20 protein-coding genes are annotated in these 19,690 nt (G+C 39.8%); 12 read left to right on the top strand and 8 right to left on the bottom strand.

Features of this window, described 5'->3' with window-relative positions:
* Positions 1-122 precede the first annotated feature (122 nt).
* Positions 123-1,001: a glutamate--tRNA ligase family protein gene (locus tag ESV85_RS10240; RefSeq protein WP_146917224.1), complete on the bottom strand. Its 879-nt coding sequence runs from the start codon at positions 999-1,001 to the stop codon at positions 123-125.
* Positions 1,002-1,307: 306 nt separating this feature from the next.
* Here ESV85_RS10240 and ESV85_RS10235 point away from each other — a divergent pair, with 306 nt between their 5' ends.
* A complete protein-coding gene (locus ESV85_RS10235) occupies positions 1,308-2,045 on the top strand; it encodes a carboxypeptidase-like regulatory domain-containing protein (protein WP_146917222.1) in 738 nt (245 codons plus the stop codon).
* On the opposite strand, the gene ESV85_RS10230 is transcribed toward ESV85_RS10235, so the two are convergent.
* A complete protein-coding gene (locus tag ESV85_RS10230; RefSeq protein WP_146917219.1) occupies positions 2,042-2,548 on the bottom strand; it encodes a DUF4442 domain-containing protein in 507 nt (168 codons plus the stop codon). The genes ESV85_RS10235 and ESV85_RS10230 overlap by 4 nt on opposite strands.
* Before the next feature lie 81 nt (positions 2,549-2,629).
* Between ESV85_RS10230 and ESV85_RS10225 the strand changes: the two genes are divergently transcribed.
* Both ESV85_RS10225 and ESV85_RS10220 read left to right on the top strand, forming a co-directional pair.
* Positions 2,630-3,424 carry a M48 family metallopeptidase gene (locus tag ESV85_RS10225; protein ID WP_146917216.1) on the top strand — a complete coding sequence of 265 codons (795 nt, stop codon included), beginning with the start codon at positions 2,630-2,632 and terminating at the stop codon, positions 3,422-3,424.
* 108 nt (positions 3,425-3,532) lie between these two features.
* On the top strand, positions 3,533-3,898 hold the full coding sequence (locus ESV85_RS10220) for a hypothetical protein (RefSeq protein ID WP_146917215.1): 366 nt from the start codon (positions 3,533-3,535) through the stop codon (positions 3,896-3,898).
* A 36-nt stretch (positions 3,899-3,934) separates the two neighbouring features.
* Here the strand turns inward: ESV85_RS10220 and ESV85_RS10215 are convergent, their stop codons facing one another.
* On the bottom strand, positions 3,935-4,738 hold the full coding sequence (locus ESV85_RS10215; protein WP_146917212.1) for a 3'-5' exonuclease: 804 nt from the start codon (positions 4,736-4,738) through the stop codon (positions 3,935-3,937).
* 2 nt (positions 4,739-4,740) lie between these two features.
* Complete coding sequence (locus ESV85_RS10210; RefSeq protein ID WP_146917210.1) at positions 4,741-6,096, bottom strand: UDP-N-acetylmuramate--L-alanine ligase; 1,356 nt, start codon at positions 6,094-6,096, stop codon at positions 4,741-4,743.
* A gap of 135 nt (positions 6,097-6,231) precedes the next feature.
* Here ESV85_RS10210 and ESV85_RS10205 point away from each other — a divergent pair, with 135 nt between their 5' ends.
* The 3 genes from ESV85_RS10205 to ESV85_RS10195 all read left to right on the top strand — a co-directional run bounded on the left by ESV85_RS10205 (position 6,232) and on the right by ESV85_RS10195 (position 9,602).
* Positions 6,232-6,915 carry a lycopene cyclase domain-containing protein gene (locus ESV85_RS10205; RefSeq protein WP_146917207.1) on the top strand — a complete coding sequence of 228 codons (684 nt, stop codon included), beginning with the start codon at positions 6,232-6,234 and terminating at the stop codon, positions 6,913-6,915.
* Positions 6,916-7,013: 98 nt separating this feature from the next.
* Positions 7,014-8,594 carry a replicative DNA helicase gene (dnaB, locus tag ESV85_RS10200; protein WP_146917206.1) on the top strand — a complete coding sequence of 527 codons (1,581 nt, stop codon included), beginning with the start codon at positions 7,014-7,016 and terminating at the stop codon, positions 8,592-8,594.
* Positions 8,595-8,603: 9 nt separating this feature from the next.
* Positions 8,604-9,602, top strand: coding sequence for a zinc-binding alcohol dehydrogenase family protein (locus ESV85_RS10195; protein WP_146917203.1), 999 nt, complete (start codon positions 8,604-8,606; stop codon positions 9,600-9,602).
* A 6-nt stretch (positions 9,603-9,608) separates the two neighbouring features.
* On the opposite strand, the gene ESV85_RS10190 is transcribed toward ESV85_RS10195, so the two are convergent.
* A complete protein-coding gene (locus ESV85_RS10190) occupies positions 9,609-10,094 on the bottom strand; it encodes a hypothetical protein (RefSeq protein WP_146917200.1) in 486 nt (161 codons plus the stop codon).
* 112 nt (positions 10,095-10,206) lie between these two features.
* Positions 10,207-10,539 (bottom strand): tetratricopeptide repeat protein, encoded by a 333-nt coding sequence (locus ESV85_RS10185; RefSeq protein WP_146917198.1) that lies wholly within the window; start codon positions 10,537-10,539, stop codon positions 10,207-10,209.
* Between the two features lie 74 nt (positions 10,540-10,613).
* Here ESV85_RS10185 and ESV85_RS10180 point away from each other — a divergent pair, with 74 nt between their 5' ends.
* The 6 genes from ESV85_RS10180 to ESV85_RS10155 all read left to right on the top strand — a co-directional run bounded on the left by ESV85_RS10180 (position 10,614) and on the right by ESV85_RS10155 (position 16,825).
* A complete protein-coding gene (locus ESV85_RS10180) occupies positions 10,614-11,351 on the top strand; it encodes an electron transfer flavoprotein subunit beta/FixA family protein (RefSeq protein WP_146917195.1) in 738 nt (245 codons plus the stop codon).
* A gap of 35 nt (positions 11,352-11,386) precedes the next feature.
* Positions 11,387-12,355, top strand: a complete 969-nt coding sequence (locus ESV85_RS10175; RefSeq protein ID WP_146917194.1) for an electron transfer flavoprotein subunit alpha/FixB family protein — start codon at positions 11,387-11,389, stop codon at positions 12,353-12,355.
* 6 nt (positions 12,356-12,361) lie between these two features.
* On the top strand, positions 12,362-12,958 hold the full coding sequence (locus ESV85_RS10170) for a bifunctional nuclease family protein (RefSeq protein ID WP_146917191.1): 597 nt from the start codon (positions 12,362-12,364) through the stop codon (positions 12,956-12,958).
* Positions 12,959-14,064: 1,106 nt separating this feature from the next.
* Complete coding sequence (locus ESV85_RS10165) at positions 14,065-15,351, top strand: NupC/NupG family nucleoside CNT transporter (RefSeq protein WP_146917188.1); 1,287 nt, start codon at positions 14,065-14,067, stop codon at positions 15,349-15,351.
* Between the two features lie 37 nt (positions 15,352-15,388).
* Positions 15,389-15,793, top strand: a complete 405-nt coding sequence (locus ESV85_RS10160) for a hypothetical protein (protein WP_146917186.1) — start codon at positions 15,389-15,391, stop codon at positions 15,791-15,793.
* Positions 15,794-15,955: 162 nt separating this feature from the next.
* Positions 15,956-16,825, top strand: a complete 870-nt coding sequence (locus tag ESV85_RS10155; protein WP_146917185.1) for a hypothetical protein — start codon at positions 15,956-15,958, stop codon at positions 16,823-16,825.
* Between the two features lie 130 nt (positions 16,826-16,955).
* Here ESV85_RS10155 and ESV85_RS10150 read toward each other — a convergent pair whose 3' ends face one another.
* Both ESV85_RS10150 and ESV85_RS10145 read right to left on the bottom strand, forming a co-directional pair.
* On the bottom strand, positions 16,956-18,431 hold the full coding sequence (locus ESV85_RS10150; RefSeq protein ID WP_146917182.1) for a M28 family peptidase: 1,476 nt from the start codon (positions 18,429-18,431) through the stop codon (positions 16,956-16,958).
* Positions 18,432-18,605: 174 nt separating this feature from the next.
* A complete protein-coding gene (locus ESV85_RS10145) occupies positions 18,606-19,331 on the bottom strand; it encodes a pseudouridine synthase (protein ID WP_146917180.1) in 726 nt (241 codons plus the stop codon).
* Positions 19,332-19,690: the final 359 nt, after the last annotated feature.

The following is a 19,690-nucleotide window of genomic DNA, read 5'->3' as shown; positions in this document are numbered from 1 at the left end:
AGCCTCAATATTTGAGCTCATCATTCTGCGATGCTTTTGTCACTTTACTATTAAAAAGATTGATGTAACTAGTTAATACGAAAGCCGGAAATCATTCTCCGGCTTTCTGTTTTTATGTTCCTTTATATTGCAAGATGCGTTTTGAAGGATTCAAAATCTTGTAACTCTTCTTTTGCTCCGGTCATCTCACCCAATATTCTATATACATCGGCAGGCTTCTTTCCTTCTTTTCTGAGAAACTGAATAGAGTTGGCTCCGTCAGATTTAGAGAGCTTCTTGTTTTTTGGGCCTTTCAAAAGTTGATGATGATGAAAGGTAGCATCTTCGAAGGATTGGAGATCAAGACCATTTGCCAAGATTTTTTGATCCAAAGTTGATCCCAACAAATCATTTCCCCGCACTACCAAATCAACTCCGTAATGAACGTCGTCTATTAAAGAGGTCAGGTGATAAGCCGGAAGTTTGTCTTTTTTCCTAACTATGAAAAAGGCAGAGTCTTCAGGTAGTACATAGGATTTTTTGCCTTCTGTGCAGGTGTTTAGATGGATAAAATCGGTATCAAAAGTATCCATGCGCCAGCAAGTTTCATTTCTTTCCAAAGGGATATTTCTGACTTGGCAATGTCCCAAATAATAGCCAGAAGAGTCTAATTGCTGGATTTTCTTGCGGGTGCAATCACAGGCAAAGACTAATTTTCTATCTCTAACCTGCTCCAATGCATCCAAGTAACTAGTCATCCTATGAATCTGAGACCAATCTTGTTCAAATTCCTGAACATTTTTCGGGCCCTGATCATATCCGATTTCCATGAAATCCAGCGTGTCAAAAATATCCTGAACAAATTCAGTCCTATACCGATCCCGGTCCAGATCATCTATCCTGAGTAGAATCTTAGCACCGCTTTTTTCTGCCAAAGCTTTTGTTACTAAAAATGAGTAGAGATTTCCCAAGTGTAAAAATCCGCTGGGTGTAGGGGCAATTCGAGTGAGCTTAAAATCCATTGGACGAAATTAATCAGATTCAGGTAACTTAAAGTCATGAAATGCTAAACCTTCGTATTCTCATGAATAAGTAATCACCTACAGAATACTGACAATACGAATTACTTCACTGTTGTACGGAAAGTTACTTATAGATTTAGAATGAATATCCTATATAAACCCTCTTTGAAATCTCCCGACTTTTTGATGTAGCGTCATTTGTCTTACATCATACTTTTCACCTTTTACATCTTATTTCACTCACTTAAGCTTAATTAACTTTGTAGATTTTAATAGATATGAAAAGCCTGCTTACTTTTGGTCTTTATGAAATTCAGGTTCCTAGTATTTATATATTTCGCTTTTTTACCAGCGCTATTGGCTCAGAGATCCTATTCAGGAAATATCTTGGATGCCAACGATAAAAAATATCTCGAAGGAGTAACGGTACAAGTAATAGGTAGTGACCAATTACAACTCACCAATTCAAGAGGTTATTTTTCAGTGAAAGGTGGAAGTGGAGATACTTTGCGATTATCTTATCCTGGATTTTTAGAGCAAAAGATTGTTCTAGCTGAAGAGACATTTCTTCTTCTTCAGATTCAAGATAGAGCTAGGATGCTTCCCGCATTTGAGGTGAAAGCAGAACCTTATTCCTTCCGATTTAAAGATGGAAAACTGGTTTTGATAGATCCTGACGAGGAGAAATCTCCTTCTAATAAAAGTGGTATCAGTGCAGGATACCTCAATTCTCCTAATCAAACTGGAGGAGTTGCTATAGCCGGTGTATTATCATCTCTGACCAAAAGGGCTAAGCAAGAGCGAGAATACCAGAAAAAGCTAGAGTGGATGAAGAGGAGAGAAGGTTATTATGCGGTGATTGAATCGGATTCAGTTCGGCAGAATTTCATGGTTAAGTACCAGCTAGAGCGCTCAGAGTGGGATAAAATGATCATTCGATTCAATGAGGGAAATAACTATCATGAATTTCTGGATTGGGACAGAAAGCGTGTTTATGCCACACTGAGTGAGTTTATTGAAAGAGAAAGTAAGTGGATTAATTAGGCTTTCCTCTTGAAGGACCAAGTCACATAGAATCTCGCGACTTCTTCACCTTGAGGATTTTTACCACTTGATATCATTGTCAACTTTCCAGTGTCATTTGGTTGTAAAGATTCAATATGATTAAATAACTCTTGTCCTTGCTCGCAGGTGAATGTGATCTTTTGATTGGCTTTTTTGAAATATTCTGCTCTGAAATCAACTACCAACATGGAGTATTTCCCGAGGCCACTTATAGCTAATTGGCATAATGCACCTGTAGTCAATTCACCTGCTCCTGCCATCGCAGCAAAGTAAATTGATTTAAAAGGATTCTGAGTTCTCCAGCTATATGGGATAGTCACCACACATTTTTCAGCATCTAATTCCTTAATTCGAAACTTCCAGAAAATTGCAGATGGCAGCTTGATCAACATGCCAAACCAAAAATAAAGAGGATTACTCATTTTTTTCTGATAAGCCAAAGCCTCTGGTTTTAAAGCAATTCGGGTTTCTTTCGTATTCATTTTTCTATAATTGAAATCTTAAGCTAGTGAAAATTGCTTTCTGGTATTTAAATTGGATCAGTTGATAAAAAAACAACCACCATGAAAAAGATAGCAATTTTATTTTGTACTGGATTAATCCTCTATTCCTGTGCAACAGTACCACTTACTGGTAGAAGCCAGTTGGCTTTAGTGCCGGCAGAAGAGATTCAGCCTATGGTAGATCAAGAGTATGCTAAGGTTTTGAAAGAAAATAAGGTCGTGACGAATACCGCTGATGGGCAAAAAATTCTCAAAGTGGGTAATCGCATGGCGAAAGCAGTGGAGAGTTATTTGATTTCTCAGGGCTATCAAGACCTAGCAAATAGCTTTGATTGGGAGTTTAATTTAATTCAAAGTGATGACGTCAATGCTTGGTGTATGCCAGGTGGAAAAGTAGCATTCTACACTGGAATTATGCCACTTACACAGACTGAAACTGGAATTGCCGTGGTAATGGGACATGAGATTGCACATGCTGTTGCTTCACATTCTGCAGAAAGGATGTCAACTGGTATGATTACTAACCTTGGTGTAAGTGCATTATCATCTGCGATGGGTCAAAATCCAACATTGACTCAATCTATTTTATTGCAATCTGTAGGTGTAAGTAGTGAACTTGGAATGCTAAGTTTCTCTAGAAAACATGAGCTAGAAGCAGATGAAATGGGGTTAACCTTCATGGCAATTGCAGGATATGATCCGCGTGAAGCGCCTATCTTCTGGCAAAGAATGCTGGATAAAGAAAATGGTGCAGCGCCACCAGAATTTCTTTCTACCCACCCAGCGTCACAGACTAGAATTGATAAATTGAATAGAAATATGCCCGAAGCTCTGACTTATTATAAAGGGAAATAGATCGATTAGGCTATGATATTAAAAAAAAAACGGGCATATGTCCGTTTTTTTTTAGCTTACCAACTTAGTTTTAATTGCCTGATTAATAATCTTCTTAATATGATAAGAATGAGAAAACTAATAGTTTTTACCTGTTTGATCACTTTCGCATTGGCTGGATGTGAAGAGGAATTACCTAGAATAGATTATTCATTGGATCAAATTCTTTTTGCCTGTAAGAATGATAACAGAGCTGATTTTCTTTGGCTGGATCAATTTGTGGCTAAGGCAGAAGCGCAACCCGGAGGCTATTATGCGGTAGAATTGATGAAATATAATTCCTCGGTATATATCATGCTTCAGGATAATTTGAGCGCAAGTCCTCCTCAAATTTATAATTGCAATGGAGATCTGGCATTGGGGGATTTAGGGTTGACGTACAATGAGTTTATAAATCTATCTACCAAACTGAAAACGATCTACTATAAATACTAAATAGAAAAACCCGACTTAATTAAGCCGGGTTTTTCGTTACTGATTAAATCCTCTCAGTTTGATCTGTGTCAGTTTTCGTTTGGTGTCTAGCGGGAAATCGCCCCGCATCATCCAGTCGTAATAGCCTGGCTCATCTTTCAGCACCTGAGTGACCGGCGTGCCTTTTTGCTTTCCAAAGTTAAATACCTCAACACCCTCGTTGTTGAATACAAACCTTCCAGCTAGATCTACCATTTTTTCATTCAGTAGATCGTGCAGTTTCTTCATGTCATTTTCGATGATCCCCATTTTATTTCCCTGAAGATCTTCCATTTCCTCACCGAGGTAGCGTTCTATCTGCGCTTTGAATACATCCAAAGTAGCCAGTGTGTCCGCTTCAGCACTGTGTGCATTTTCTAATTTTTGACCGCAGTAGAATTTATAGGCAGAAGTTAGGTTCCTCTTTTCCATCATGAAAAAGATCTTCTGAGCATCCAGTAAGTTTCTCTTGTCCAGATCAAACTCGATTCCTGCTCTAAGAAACTCTTCTACCAATAGTGGAATGTCATACTTCAAGACATTAAATCCAGCCAAATCTGACTGACCGATAAACTGGTATATCTCTCTGGCCAGTTCTTTAAAAGTCTTCTCTTCTTTCACATCCTTGTCATAAATGCCATGGATAAGAGAAGATTCCAACGGAATCGGTATAGTAGGATTGATTTTTCTAGTGAATATTTCTTGCCCGCCATCTGGCATTACTTTTACTATAGAAATCTCCACAATTCTATCGGTGGAGATATTGATTCCGGTTGCTTCCAGATCAAAAAATGAAACGGAATTCTTCAGGTTTAACTGCATGGTTATTTGAATTTAGCTTTAATCGGCTCTAGATCCATCTTGTCATAGGATCCTGAACTCATCAAAAGTAGGTTGGAATTTGTATAATCTTGAGCCAAAAGGAATTCCTTCAGCTCTATGCTATTTGTAAATAATTTTAAATCAGGTCTTTGAAAGCCATTTCTCAACGTCTCTTCATCCATTAGTTCTAGCTTTTTCAAGGCTACAGCATGCGGATCAAGGTAAATAATTGCTAAGTCAGCAGCTTCCATGGAGTTAGCGTAGTTAGGCAAAAACTCCTTATTCAATGAGGAGTACGTGTGCAGTTCTTGTACAGCAATTAGCTTTCTGTTAGGGAATTGGGTTTTCACGGCGGAAACTGTTGCTTTCAATTTGGAAGGAGCATGCGCGAAATCTCGGAAGAGGCTGGAGTTATCAGTTTGAACCAAAAGCTCTTGTCTTTTCGCTGCGCCTTTGAAAGTTTGTATGCTTTTGTAAAACTGCTCTTTGGTCAAGCCTAGCGCAAGGCATATATCTAGAGCACCTTGCAGATTTTGCAGGTTATGCTCTCCAAAAATGTAAATAGGAACTAAGCCGTCTTCTGTTTCAAGGAAAGTTTTACCTTCAAGAATAATTGCAGGATGAGCTTTGTATGCAGTTTTCTTTGCTGAAATCTCACTTTTTTCTGCCGCATCTTTCACAAGTGGATCAGCTTCGCAATAAATCAATTCACCTGACTCCGGAGTCAGATCCATCAATTTGCTAAACTGCTCTTTGTATTCGTCAAAGTCTGGAAACACATTGTAATGATCCCAAGCTATTCCACTTACTAAAGCAATGTCATGCTTGTAATGGAAGAATTTTGGAGTTCTATCTAGGGGAGAAGTGAGGTATTCGTCTCCCTCAATGATGATCACAGGAGCATCTGAGAGTTTGACCATCAAGTTAAATCCTTCGATCTGGGCGCCTACTAAGTAGTCAAAATCTACATTCTGATCTTTCAACACATGTAAAATCACGGATGTGATAGATGTCTTTCCGTGAGAACCAGCTACGATCACTCGTTTCTTATTCTGGCTCTGATTGAAGATGAATTCAGGGAATGAATAAACGGGAATGCCTAATTCCTGTGCCTTGACAAGCTCTGGGTTATCTATTCTAGCATGCATGCCAAGGATAATACCATCCAGTTCGGATGTGATTTTATCTGGAAACCATCCATATTCAGCAGGTAATATTCCGGCTTTTTCTAGTCTTGTTCTAGATGGTTCATAGATTTCATCGTCAGAACCGGTTACCTGATAGCCTTTTTCTACTAGGGCCAAAGCTAGGTTGTGCATCACGGCTCCACCGATGGCTATAAAATGATAGTTATTCATTGAGCTAAATAATGAGTTGGAATTCTGATTCAAACTTAAAAATAATAATCGGGTGCTCAGGAGACTAGCAATTCTAAATCAAAACATTTTTTCTGAGTGGTACAATTTGCCTATTTTCGAGCCAAAGCCAAAAGAATGATTCCAGATAAATACGCTTACCTCAGTTTAGCATTGATGTACATGATTGCTTGGACTGTGATTTTTATCAAAAATCCCTGGAAAAGTGGAATGATAAAAGTAGGCGCTGTGGGCGGAATAATGGGGATGGTGGCAGAGTTCTGGTATTTCCGAGATTATTGGCGCCCGCCAACTCTATTCGGTGAAGGGATTGTAGGAATAGAAGATTATATCATTGGCTTTGCTTTATTTGGTGTTGGAGGATATATCCATTCTTCTTTTTCCAAAAAAGAGATTGATTTTGACAAACACATGGTTGCCAAAAATCGCGATTTCTTCTTCATATTCCTGCTTGGATGTGGAAGTTTGACCTTTTTTAGTGTTGTACTTGGCTTTCATTCGGGCTACGTTACCTTCCTGACATTCTTCTTGTTATCTGTTTATATCTGGATACAAAGACCTGATTTAATTGGGCTATCTATTATCTCAGCTTTCGCTACACTGGCGATTTCATTGGTTATTTATTACATCAATTTCAACCTACTCTTTCCTCATTTTTGGGATCAATATGGTATGTTGGACAAGCCTATTTTGGGCTTCAAAATACTTAATATCCCGCTTTCTGAGATGCTGTGGCACTTTTCCTGGGCTATGCTTTGCAGCATGTTCCGTGGGTACAGGAATGGTGTTTATTATAAATAGTTTTGCTTTTAGGGCTTGATTATTGAGTCCTTCTCACTGTTGATAACTTTGGCAAAAGTTGTTTAAAACTCTTGCCTTTTTCACAATACATTTGTTCTATGTCCGAAAAAAGTAACAATCCCCGTATCACCCGTAATAAGCCAACTCACCAAAACACTAATATGCTAGGTAAAGTACCGCCTCAAGCTATTGATCTTGAGGAAGCTGTGCTTGGTGCATTGATGCTGGAGAAGGATGCGCTGACGAATGTGATCGACATTCTGAAGGTTGAAAGCTTTTATAAGGATTCGCATCAAGTGATTTTTCAGGCTATCCTTGATCTTTTTACTGAAAGTCAACCGATAGATTTGCTAACGGTGACTTCGCAGCTACGCAAAAGCGGAACTTTGGAGATTGCTGGCGGCGCGTTTAATGTTACTGAACTTACTTCTAAAGTAGCTTCAGCTGCCAATATTGAATATCATGCGCGGATTATTACTGAGCAATCCATCAAGCGTGAGATGATTAGAATTGCTTCAGACATTCAGAGAGATGCTTACGAGGAGACGACAGACGTATTCGAGTTGTTGGATAAAATGGAGCAGAACCTTTTTGAGATATCTGAAAAGAATATCCGAAAAAATTACTCTGACATGAAGTCCATCATGCGGGAGGCGATCATTGAACTGGAAGCTAGAAAGGGCCAAAAAGATGGACTGACTGGTGTTCCTTCTGGATTGACAGCCTTGGATCGTGTGACGGCAGGTTGGCAAAAATCAGATTTGGTCATCATTGCAGCACGTCCTGCAATGGGGAAAACAGCTTTCGTACTTTCTGTATTAAGAAATGCGGCAGTTGATCACAATCGTCCAGTAGCCATTTTCTCTTTGGAGATGTCCTCAATTCAGTTGGTCAATCGTCTGATTTCCTCGGAAGCAGAACTGGATTCTGAGAAAATCAAGAAAGGTACTCTTGCGGAGCATGAGTGGGCACAGCTGGTTCACAAGACTGCCAAACTCTCAAAAGCACCACTATTCGTAGATGACACACCTGCACTTTCTATCCTGGAGCTTCGGGCAAAATGTAGAAAACTTAAGGCGCAGCACGATATTCAGATGATCGTAATTGATTACTTGCAGCTGATGTCTGGTGACTCCAAAAATGGAGGAGGAGGAAACCGAGAGCAGGAAATTGCGAGTATTTCCCGAGCGCTGAAGAAAATCGCAAAGGAACTGGAGGTGCCGGTAATTGCACTTTCGCAGCTTTCCCGAGCAGTAGAGACCAGAGGAGGAGATAAGCGACCACAGCTTTCGGATTTGAGGGAATCAGGAGCCATCGAGCAGGATGCCGATATGGTAATGTTCCTTTACCGTCCTGAATATTATGGAATCACGGAAGATGAAGATGGCAATTCTACTCAAGGAGTGGGTGAAGTGATCATCGCCAAGCATAGAAATGGATCATTGGATAATGTGAAGCTCCGCTTCATCGGTAGATATACTAAGTTTCAGGATTTGGATGGCTTTGGCAATATGCAAGATCCACAAGGTGGAAATGCTGTTTACCGACCAACATTCGCTGCCCAATCTAGCGGAGTATCTGAGTTTGATTCGGGTAATACGATCAAGCTACAGAGTAAAGCCAACAGCGATGATGGAGATGATTTATTGAATAGAAATAATTCAGAAGACGCTTTTTAAATTTTAGAAATGAGAGCAATCACATTAGATAGTAGAGAGGAGTCGAAATTACTTTTGACTGAAGTACAGACTCGAACTCTTCTTCCAGGCGAAGTAAGAGTATTGATCAAAGCTGCGGCTTTAAATCACCGTGATGAATGGTGTAGAAAAGGTCTGTATCCAAATATTCAAAACGGTGTAGTTCTGGGTTCTGACGGAGCAGGTATTGTCACGGAAATAGGAGAGGGCGTTGCTTATGATTGGCTACAAAAAGAAGTGATTATCAACCCAGCACTGAACTGGGGTGAAAACCAAAAAGTGCAAAGTGCTTCTTTTGAGATTCTAGGAATGCCAAGAAATGGCACTTTAGCGGAATCTGTCATTGTTCCAGTGGATAGACTTCACGATAAGCCTACTCATATGAGCTGGGAAGAGGCTGGAGCATTGCCTCTAGCTGGTTTGACAGCATTTCGGGCACTTACTTATCAGGGCGATATTCAGGAAGGAGAAAATCTCTTAGTTACTGGATTTGGCGGTGGAGTAGCCCAATTTGCTGTGCAATTTGGAATGGCTCTTGGTGCCAATGTATCCACAAGTAGCAGTAGCCCAGAGAAGTTGGCACGTGCTAAAGCTATGGGTGTGTCAAATACCTTTAACTATCTAGATCATAACTGGATAACAAAAGCTGTAGACGATACAAACGGTTTTGATTTGATCATAGATGGTGCAGTGGGTGATACCTTAAACCATCTGATTCAAGTAGCAAAACCTGGAGGGAAAATTGTTTGCTACGGGGCGACACTTGGAAACCCTAGTAAAATAGAAGCGAGAAAAATATTCTGGAATCAGTTGAAAATCATGGGTACCACGATGGGTTCTGATCTGGACTTTAAGAATATGGTTGCTCTTGTCTGTGAAAAGAAAATACAGCCTATTATAGATCAGGTTTTCAAATTTGATCAGGCTGAAATGGCCTTTGATAGAATGCGTGATGGCAAGCAGACTGGCAAAATTGTGTTGGTTCCTTAATCTGGTTTAAATCTCCACGTAAGTTTCGCCAAACTCTTTTATTGCAATTCGATAGATTTCATCCTTTTCCGGAGGAACGACCAGCATATCGCCGGGCTTGACGATCATAGTATCCTTCCAAGGAGCCTGAAACTCCATAACGCTTGTTGCTCCAAAAGCTTCTAAATGATCTTTACCAACTATAAGACCGGAAATTTCACCCTTTGGTTGATAGCAACCCCAGCCTTGCTCCAGTGATTGGACTAATGAATATTTCTTCTTGAAAGTTTCTGCTTTCACTAGATAGAGTTCATTTGTGCTTGTCTGATTTTCGACCAACCAATCTCCTGTCTCGGCAGTATTTTTCGTCTCATCTCCATCAGAAGTCTTTGTCACTACCACTAGTCCCGCTTGTGCTTTTTTGGCGCGCACCATAGATTTCTTTTTATAGCGTTTGCCGCTAGTTTCCAGAAGAGGAAGAAAATGAGCCAACATTTCTATTTGGGTGATCATTGGGAAATGGGATTAAATTATTTGATATAGGTCATATAAAACTAAGAATAACAATTTAAGTATTGCTTACTATTTAGATGATTTTAGTACTTTTTAGCAGAATTGAGTAGTCTCAATCCAAGTCATTTTCAAAGAGAAAATTCTGATAAGCATTTTGTAATTCCTGCAGAGCTTTGGAATTCTTTTCGGTACGAGCCAGAGCTATACCATTTTCAAAAATCACCTTGGATTGCTCTATTTCCCCCATTTCTGCGTATAAATGAGCGGCTGGAAAGTAGGTAGCCAAGTAAGATGGATGTTCAGCCAGTAACTTTGCAAAGAGTGTATATGCCTCTTCTTGATCCGTTTCTCGGAACTCTATAGCCAAGGCATACCAGTTGAAAGGGTTTCCTGGTTCTTCTTCGGTAAATTGTCTTAGTACCTGTATCCTGTCCAGATTGCTCATCAATAGTTTTTTTAATTAAGTGCTTACTGTTATTTTCACGATAAATAAATCTAACCTAATCTAATTCTAAACCAATGAAGATTCTTGTTTGTATCACCCACGTACCCGATACTACCTCCAAGATTCAGTTTACAGCCGACAATACCAAGTTTGATTCTACTGGAGTTCAATATATTATTGGTCCTTACGATGATTATGCCTTGGCTCGTGCTGTTGAATTGAGAGATCAAGCGAGTGGAAAGTTAACTGTTTTGAATGTAGGAGAAGCGGATTCTGATCCGACCTTAAGAAAAGCTTTGGCAATTGGAGCTGATGAGGCTATCCGAGTGAATTCTGCACCGAAGGATTCTTATTTCGTTTCGCAGCAGATTGCACATTACGCCAAAGAAGGAGCTTATGATTTGATTTTGATGGGTAGAGAATCTATTGATTTCAATGGCGGAATGGTTCATGGCATGGTAGGAGAGTTGTTGGGAATTCCTTCATTTTCTCCAGTGATGAAACTAGATGTAGATGGATCTTCTGTGAAAATGTCTAGAGAAATCGAAGGTGGCAAGGAAATGCTAGAAGCAAGTCTTCCGCTGATTGCTGGATGCCAGGAGCCGATTGCAGAATGGAAAATTCCAAATATGCGTGGAATCATGTCTGCGAGAACTAAGCCGCTGACTGTAGTAGAACCAGTTTCTCAGGAAACTCAAGCTGAAGCGAGCAAGTATGAACTTCCTCCAGCTAAAGGAGCTGTGAAATTAGTGGATAAAGACAATGTAGCGGAGCTAGTGAGGCTTTTGAAAAACGAAGCAAAGGTTCTTTAATCCAAACCCAATAACTTATTAAAAATTAAGATATTATGTCAATTTTAGTATATATAGAACAAGCCGAGGGAAAGGTGAAAAAGACCAGTCTTGAGGCAGTCTCTTTTGCAAATGCTTTAGCGGGACAAACTGGAGAGGGCGATGTGGTTGCAGTAGCTCTTGGTACCATCGGTGCCGAAGAATTAGCTGCAATAGGGAAAGCTGGTGCTGCAAAAGTACTTCACGGTGCAGACAGCAAACTGGATGCAGGTGTGATCCAAGCACATGCTTCGGCAGTAGCTCAAGCTTTCAATCAAATCGGAGCAAAGACCTTGGTGTTAGCGAAATCTTCTTTAGGAGATGCCGTTGCTGCTAGACTTGCGATCAAACTTCAGGCAGGGTTGGTTTCCAACGTAGTAGAGTTGCCAAAGACTGATGGTGCATATATCGTGAAGAGAAGCATTTATACAGGAAAGGCTTTCGCAGAAACTACAGTAACTACTGATAATAAAATCCTTGCAATCAAGAAGAATGCAATTGATTTGAAACTTGATGGTGCTGATGCGCAAGTGGAAAAGTTCGATGTAGCGCTGGATGATACCGATTTTGCTTCTAAAATCACTTCTACCGAGCGTGCAACTGGAGATGTCTTGCTTCCAGAAGCTGATATCGTCGTGTCAGGTGGTCGAGGCTTGAAAGGTCCCGAAAACTGGGGTATGGTAGAAGAAATGGCGAAAATATTAGGAGCTGCTACTGCATGTTCTAAGCCAGTTTCTGACCTTGGATGGAGACCTCATCATGAGCACGTGGGTCAAACCGGTATAAAAGTCGCGCCAACTTTATACATAGCGATAGGAATTTCAGGAGCTATTCAACATCTTGCAGGAGTCAACTCTTCAAAGTGCATCGTGGTCATCAATAAAGACCCAGATGCGCCTTTTTTCAAAGCTGCAGATTACGGAATCGTAGGAGATGCATTTGAGGTTGTACCCAAATTGAACGAAGCATTTAAAGCTGAATTATAAATTTTTGTGGAAAAACTCATAGAACTCGAGATTTTAGGACTTTCGTCCAACCATTCCCAGTCAGGGTCATTTACCTTGGTGTTAGGGGAAGTTGGTGGAGCTAGACGTTTGCCGATTGTGATCGGTATGTTTGAAGCTCAGGCGATAGCTTTGGAGATCGAAAAGATAGTCCCTAATCGTCCCATGACACATGATTTGTTTAAGTCATTTGCCTCTGGGTTCAATTTTGACATCGAAAGAATTGTAATTACCGATATGAAGGAAGGAGTCTATTACGCTAAAATTCAGTGTAAAAGTGATCATACCGAATCTGATGTGGATGCGAGACCTTCTGATGCGATAGCGATAGCGATACGATTTGGAAGTCCGGTCTACTGTACTGAGAAGGCCATGTCAGAAGGGGCAGTGGAGCATTATGAAGTAGAAAAGAAGGACGATAAAAAAGATCCAGCTCCTTCATCACAAAAATTCACTACTAAAAAAGAGCCTTCTTTGAAGGATTTCAGTTTAGACAAGCTCAATCAGATGCTTGACAAAGCGATAAATAATGAAGATTATGAGCGAGCAGCTCGAATTCGCGATGAAATCAATAAAAGAAATTAATACAATTTAAGGCCCGAGACTATCTTGGGCTTTTTTTATGACTTTAGTTCAAGTCTCATGACTTGGACTTGAATAAATGAAGTCTTCAGACTTCCAGAACCCAGTGTGAGTGTCTCACTAAGGCATATAGATTTGTTTAATGTAGCTTTCTAAGCACATGCATTGGCCACTAATTACTTCTTCATCTCCGTTTAAAGAATTCAATTTCTCTGAAAGATTTTTATGTAAACATTTAGGCTTGTGCCTTGGAAATCGTTGCAGTCAGGAGACTGCATTGAGAGTGGGTCCAAGTCTGGAGACTTGAACCAAGATGTACGTTGGTCTACAATGATCGAAAATCTAGGCTGAGTGAGTTTTATGTCCTTTGGTTCTTTTGTAGTTCAAAAATCTCTACCGAAAAAGTCATAAAGGCAACAAAGAAAATGCCTGTTAATGCCTTATCAATTTCAGCTCTATGAAAATCTATGTGTCTATGTGGTTATTTTTTTCACCACATAGACACATAGGAAAACATAGAAATGTTCTCATTTCGGATTAATTCTCATTCGAAAGCATTATGCCCTTTGTTCCTTTTGTGGTTCAAAATACTCTACCACAAAAGGAACAAAGAAAACAAAGTTACTGGATCTTCATTGGGATGATGCCTTGCCACATTCTAAGCTATTAAAATCTATGATTCTATGTGGTTAACCTTTTTTCCGTCACATACCACATAAAAAGATTGGATCCTCAAACAAGTTTCAATCAATAATTACGCAAAAACAGGATGGCTGAAAGCCCTAAATACCATAGCCCAGTTCGTAGGACTGGGTAAGAAGTGTTGGAATAAAATCAAAGCTCTGAAAGAGCGAAATCATCGTAAACTACTTTAGGGACAAATAGTAATGGATGAAGTTACCCTGATTCTCCATCACCTGGACTCTTCAATTGAAATAACCGCAACAGCGCATTTATCAGAATGACCAGAATCAAAGTCCAAACTGGGACTGATTACAGATCACTTTTCTAACTCGAACTGTCAATATTCATCCCCAACCACTTAATTCATAATTGTTTTCTGAACAAGTGTTCCTTATTTTTAGGCCTTATTATGCACTAATTATTGAATGGATTACTTAAGAGGAGTTTTTGGTCTGGCCGTCATCGTTTTGGTGGCTTTTATTTTTTCAAGCAATAAGAAAAGAATAGACTGGAGATTAGTTGGTATAGGCATTTTGTTGCAGCTAGTATTTGGCTTTTTAATCACCCAAGTACCTATAGTGGAAAGTGGCTTTGCGATGGTTAGCCGGGGCTTTGTGAAGTTTCTAAGCTTCAGCCGTGATGGTGCCTCATTTATTTTTGGAGATCTAGCAGGAGATAGCTATGGTTTCATTTTCGCATTCCAAGTGCTTCCAACGATCATCTTTTTCTCTACTGTATCAGCTGGATTATACTATTTGGGAGTTTTGCAAAAAGTAGTGTTCGGGATCGCCTGGGTGATGGCCAGAACAATGAGACTTTCTGGGCCAGAAAGTTTATCTGCTGCAGGAAATATATTTTTGGGACAAACAGAAGCGCCTTTACTTGTTCGTCCTTTCATTCCACAAATGAGTAAATCTGAATTGATGTGCTTGATGACTGGTGGAATGGCAACCATAGCGGGTGGAGTGTTGGCTGGTTATGTGGCTTTTCTCGGTGGAGATAGTCCAGAGGAGCAAAGTAGATTTGCAGCCTATCTACTCGGTGCTAGTATAATGAATGCCCCTGCGGCAATAGTGATGTCGAAGATGTTTATCCCTGAAGTGGAAAAAGAACGGGTGCAAGATAAGCTCGAAGTAAACGAAGAAGCGATGGGGGTCAACTTGATTGATGCCATGTCAATAGGTGCTTCTGAAGGACTTAAACTAGCACTGAATGTAGGAGCGATGCTCTTGGCATTTATAGCGGTGATTGCTGCGGTTAATTACCTCTTGATGGGAATCTTAGGAGATATAACAGGCTTAAATGAATTTGTAGTAAACAGCACGGGAGGTCAGTTTCAAGGTTTCTCTTTGGAATATCTTTTTGGCCAGGTCTTCCGGGTATTTGCTTGGGTGATTGGTGTAGATTGGGTGGACACATTGCAAGTGGGTAGTTTGCTGGGGCAGAAAACTGTGATCAACGAATTTGTAGCCTATTTGAGCCTTTCGGAAATGAAGGAACTGGGAAGTCTAAGTCCCAAGTCCATTGTGATCGCTACTTATGCGCTTTGTGGATTTTCTAACTTTAGCTCTATAGCAATTCAATTGGGTGGCATCAGCATAATCGCTCCGAACCAACAAGGAAACTTAAGCCGATTAGGACTTAGATCCTTACTAGCTGCTTCACTTGCTTGTCTGATGACTGCTACGATTGCAGGGATGTTGTTTGGGTGATTTTTGGGTAGTTATTTGCAATTTTGAAATTCCAACTATGAATAAACTTTTCGTTTTTGAAATAGAAAAAGCAGATAAATTCGAAGGAATCGTAACATTTCGGAATTATAGAGGTCATTATATATATGCAAATTTTTGGGGCATAGATTTAGAAATCGGGCAAGAATACATTGTTGAATTTTTTGCTTTAGAATATTCACTAGAATGGGAAACAGTTTTCAGTGAAAACAAGAGCAAAGAATGTAAATTTGAACAAGCTGAAAATAAAACAGCATATAATTGTTATGGGATAATTGAATCTATAAATCCAACAATTGTTGACTTCGGAGATTTCAAACTTTCAATAGGAGAGTTTTCAAACGACCAAAAAGTTATCAATGATTATATTTATTGGAAAATATTTAGACTTGATGTCTCGAAAATTCTAAAATGTAATGGTTGATCATAAAATAGGATCCGTAATTTGATGTTTCTTTAAATCAACTATCATTTAACAATCTTAATGAAATTCTTTAATCTAGTATCAGGCATTTTTCTATTACTGATATCCTTTATATTTTCTTGTAAACCTTCCGGAGATTCAGCAGAAAGAACATTTTCGGATATGTCAATTATCGACAGTATCGAGCTTGATTTGCCTCTTAGGAGGATAATGTATGAGAATGGTAATTACTATTCCTATGATTATTACTCCAAAAGCATTTTGAAGCATGATACCAACTTCAAGATTATTGATAGTCTAGGGGCAAGGGGAGAAGGTCCAGCCGAAAATCTAATGGTGAGGAACTTTCAACCACTAGGTTCAGACAAAATCAGGATTTTTGATGCGCAGAAGCACGCGTATAAAGTTCAGGGTTTTTCTGATTCGGTTTACCTGTATCACAAATTCATGACTCCTGTAGAAAGAGGAGTGGCAATTAGTGAGTCTTTATTACTCACGATAGCGAGTTTGCCTGGTTCTAAGCTCGGTTTTTCATACTATGATCTAAACAGGTTAGAATCAGAATCTATCGAAAATATAAATGTATTATTCGATGAAGAAAATTCAGGAATGATATATGAGGGAAAGCTACTTCAGGAAGGGAAATACGTAGTCCACACATCCTACTTTGCTGATCATTGGTTTGTTTTCAATACAGTAAGCGGTGAACTTAAAGTAGGCTCTTATCGCTATGAATTTGAGAATCCCAAAGTTCTTGAATTAGGAGGGGGAGTAATGCTAGACAATGCTCCTGAGTTAATAGCAGACGCATTCTTATACGGCCCAAAATTATTCGTGATTTCCAATGTAGGTGAAAAAGAATATCCTGAACAAGCGGTTTTGGATATCTACGACCTCGAAACCACAAATTATATAAAATCTTACGCGCTTCCAAAGCTGCAAGATTCTGCACCCAGCGAAGGGTTTTATATTGAAAGTGATCGGATAGGATTACGATATGAAGACTATTTGTATTTTCTGCAATTGAAATAACGCCCTGGCCATGGTCTGATATATTTAAAGAATTAACAGTTCCAGTTTTCAACAAATACAAAAGAGGTAGTAAGTGAAATCCCATCAATGATTCCACTTACTACCTCTTACTTTTTACTTACAATATTTACTACTTATCCCCGTAAAGTGCTTTACCAGCTTCCTCATACTTATCACCAGCAACCCACATAGGTTGGTTAGCTGTATTAGCGATATTCTGAGCTGCTAGGATAAATGATTTCCAATAAAGGGTCACATAATCTAAATTCATGGAGTCCACGTGGTCACCCGCTTTGTGATAGTATTTGTTGATCTCATCATCAAATGCTGTAAAGCCAAGACTGAAGGTAGGAGCAGGAATTCCTTCTTTGGCGAAGTTCACATTATCAGATCTATCGTAAAGTCCTTGCTCAGGAGCTGGATCAGCCAAAGCTTTCAAACCAAAGTCTTCCACAGCTTCAATCACTAAATCATCACCGGTTGTTCTTCCCAAACCGATCACCGTGATAACTGAAGTGTCATTATAACCAGCTCCGTCGATGTTGAGGTTGTAAATGATCTGATTTAGGGGGATCAAAGGGTTTTCAGCAAAGTATCTACTGCCTAGTAGTCCTTTTTCCTCAGCAGTCCAAAGTGCTAGCAACACGGATCTTTTTGGTGGGTTTTTAGCAAAAAACTTGGCAGCATTCATGACGGCTACAGTTCCTACAGCATTATCACGGGTACCATTGTAAATAGAATCGCCGTTGGCATCAGGAGTTCCTATTCCTACGTGATCATAGTGTGCAGAAAGCATCACAAACTCATTTTTCAGAGTCTTGTCTGTTCCTTCAATCCAAGCAACTACATTTTTACCTTCAATTAGCTTGTTTGTTTTTCCTTCTATCTCCAAAACTGCCGATTTAGCTTTTCCAGTAGCTATTTCCTTTGGCAATACATTCGAGAGATCTTTCACCCAGATGTAAGGTAATTTGCTTGACTCACCATTGTCAATGCCCATTTGAGCACGGTTCAGGTAATTGACGATCAAAGGCCATGGAATTGATGGGATATTAAATCGCTCGATTAAAGCTACTGCACCTTGCTTTTTGGCATTTGCAGTTTTTTCGCTACCCAGAGAGAATAAATCAGCAGGTCCCATCTTGTCTGGAGCACCCACGCTACTCACCGCTATTTTACCAGTTAGATCTTTTCCTTCAAAATCAGCCGGAGTACCAAATCCTACATCCACCAATTCATAAGTTCCGCTCAGCGATTCTCCATCCAGCACAAGTAAGTTTACGCCCTGGCTGAAGGTGGAATCACCCATGGTAACTTTACCTTTGGAAGGAGGGGACGAAAGATGGAAAGGGATATTTTGAAAATAGCCATCAGTTCCAGGAACTGGTTTTGCACCAGCAGCTTCTAGTTGGTTTGCTATGAAATCATAGGCAAGGGCCATTTCTGGAGCTGCAGGATCTCTACCTTTTAACTCATCAGAAGCAAGGTAGGTCAGTTCAGAAATCGCTCCTTTTTCATCGAATTTCTTGTCAATTTTCTTCTTTTGAGCTTCAGCTACAAAAGTCACAGACAATAAGAGGCCAAGGCCTAAAAGTGATTTTTTCATGTGATTTATAATTTGATTTTTATCGGACACATGCCCGCCCAGCTGATGCCAGTCGGACAAGGAATCTCGCATAACGGATAATAATCTTTCCTGTGTTGCTTGAATCAGGCTCGATTTCATAGGGTTTATAAAATGTGTATTCTAAACTAATCCATTTTTGGGAAAAGATGGGCTTTATTCCTTCAATTGAAGTTCTGACCAGCCCAGATCAATTATTGTCTTTTGGAAATGAGGGGGAAGTTGGGCCAATACTGAGATGTTTTCGGAGGAGATAGGATGCCTAAACTCAAGTTTTCTTGCATGCAAAAGCAAGTTCTCCATTCCGAATTGCTTCTCGAAAAATTGGTTTTGTTTGTTATCTCCATGTTTTTTGTCTCCCAATATATAATGCCTCAAATGAGCTAAATGTCTTCTGATCTGATGAGTTCGGCCGGTTTCTGGTTTCAATTCCAGCAAACTATAGCGGCTGGTTGGGTATCTCCCTGTGGTATCAAATGGAATTTCTGCCTCGGCCAAAACCTGATAAGAGGTTTGCGACTCCTGCATTCTTCCGGATCTCTCACTTTTCAAAGGATGATCAATCATCGCTGATTTAACTTCAGGAATCCCACGCACAATCGCTAGATAGGTTTTCTGAACGGACCGATCGGCAAATTGCTCTTTTAGCAAAGGCAGGATTTCTTCCTTCTTGGAGAAAAGTAAAACACCGCTCGTAGGCCTGTCCAGACGATGCACAGGCGATACGTGCTGACCAATCTGATCGCGTAGCATCTGCAAAGCAAAAACAGTCTCCTCTGCAGCAATGGATGTTCTGTGAACAAGTAAGCCAGAAGGCTTATTTATGGCAATGAGGTATTCGTCTTCGAAAAGTATTTCTAACACTGGGGAATTTAAATGAATGAATGAAGAATTTAAAATAATGGCTATCTGAAAGTAATGATTGAGGTTCAGGTTTGGCTATTTTCCCTACTCATATCGATCGCGATAAAAGGGGGCTAGGGGGATTTCTTACTTTAGAAAAGGAGGCTAATGAGTTGAACATGAAGGACTGCCAGGTCGCCCATTTAATGGTAAGGTATAATGGGTAAATTACAAGCAGTTTGAAGACTGCAGCATAATTAGCACAAGTCAGAGACTCATATCTTTGGAATGAATCAAAAAAACAGAATAATGGTGTAGCCAGACTTCGAGACTAAGTACGGCAATGTCGATACTGTGCGCAAGGAATCACACCTTTATTCTTTCCTCTTCAAATCTGA

Source organism: Algoriphagus aquimarinus, assembly GCF_007997215.1.
In the GTDB taxonomy this organism is placed as follows: domain Bacteria; phylum Bacteroidota; class Bacteroidia; order Cytophagales; family Cyclobacteriaceae; genus Algoriphagus; species Algoriphagus aquimarinus_A.
Note: the sequence above shows the minus strand (reverse complement) of the source record. Positions and strands in the feature narration are given on the sequence as shown.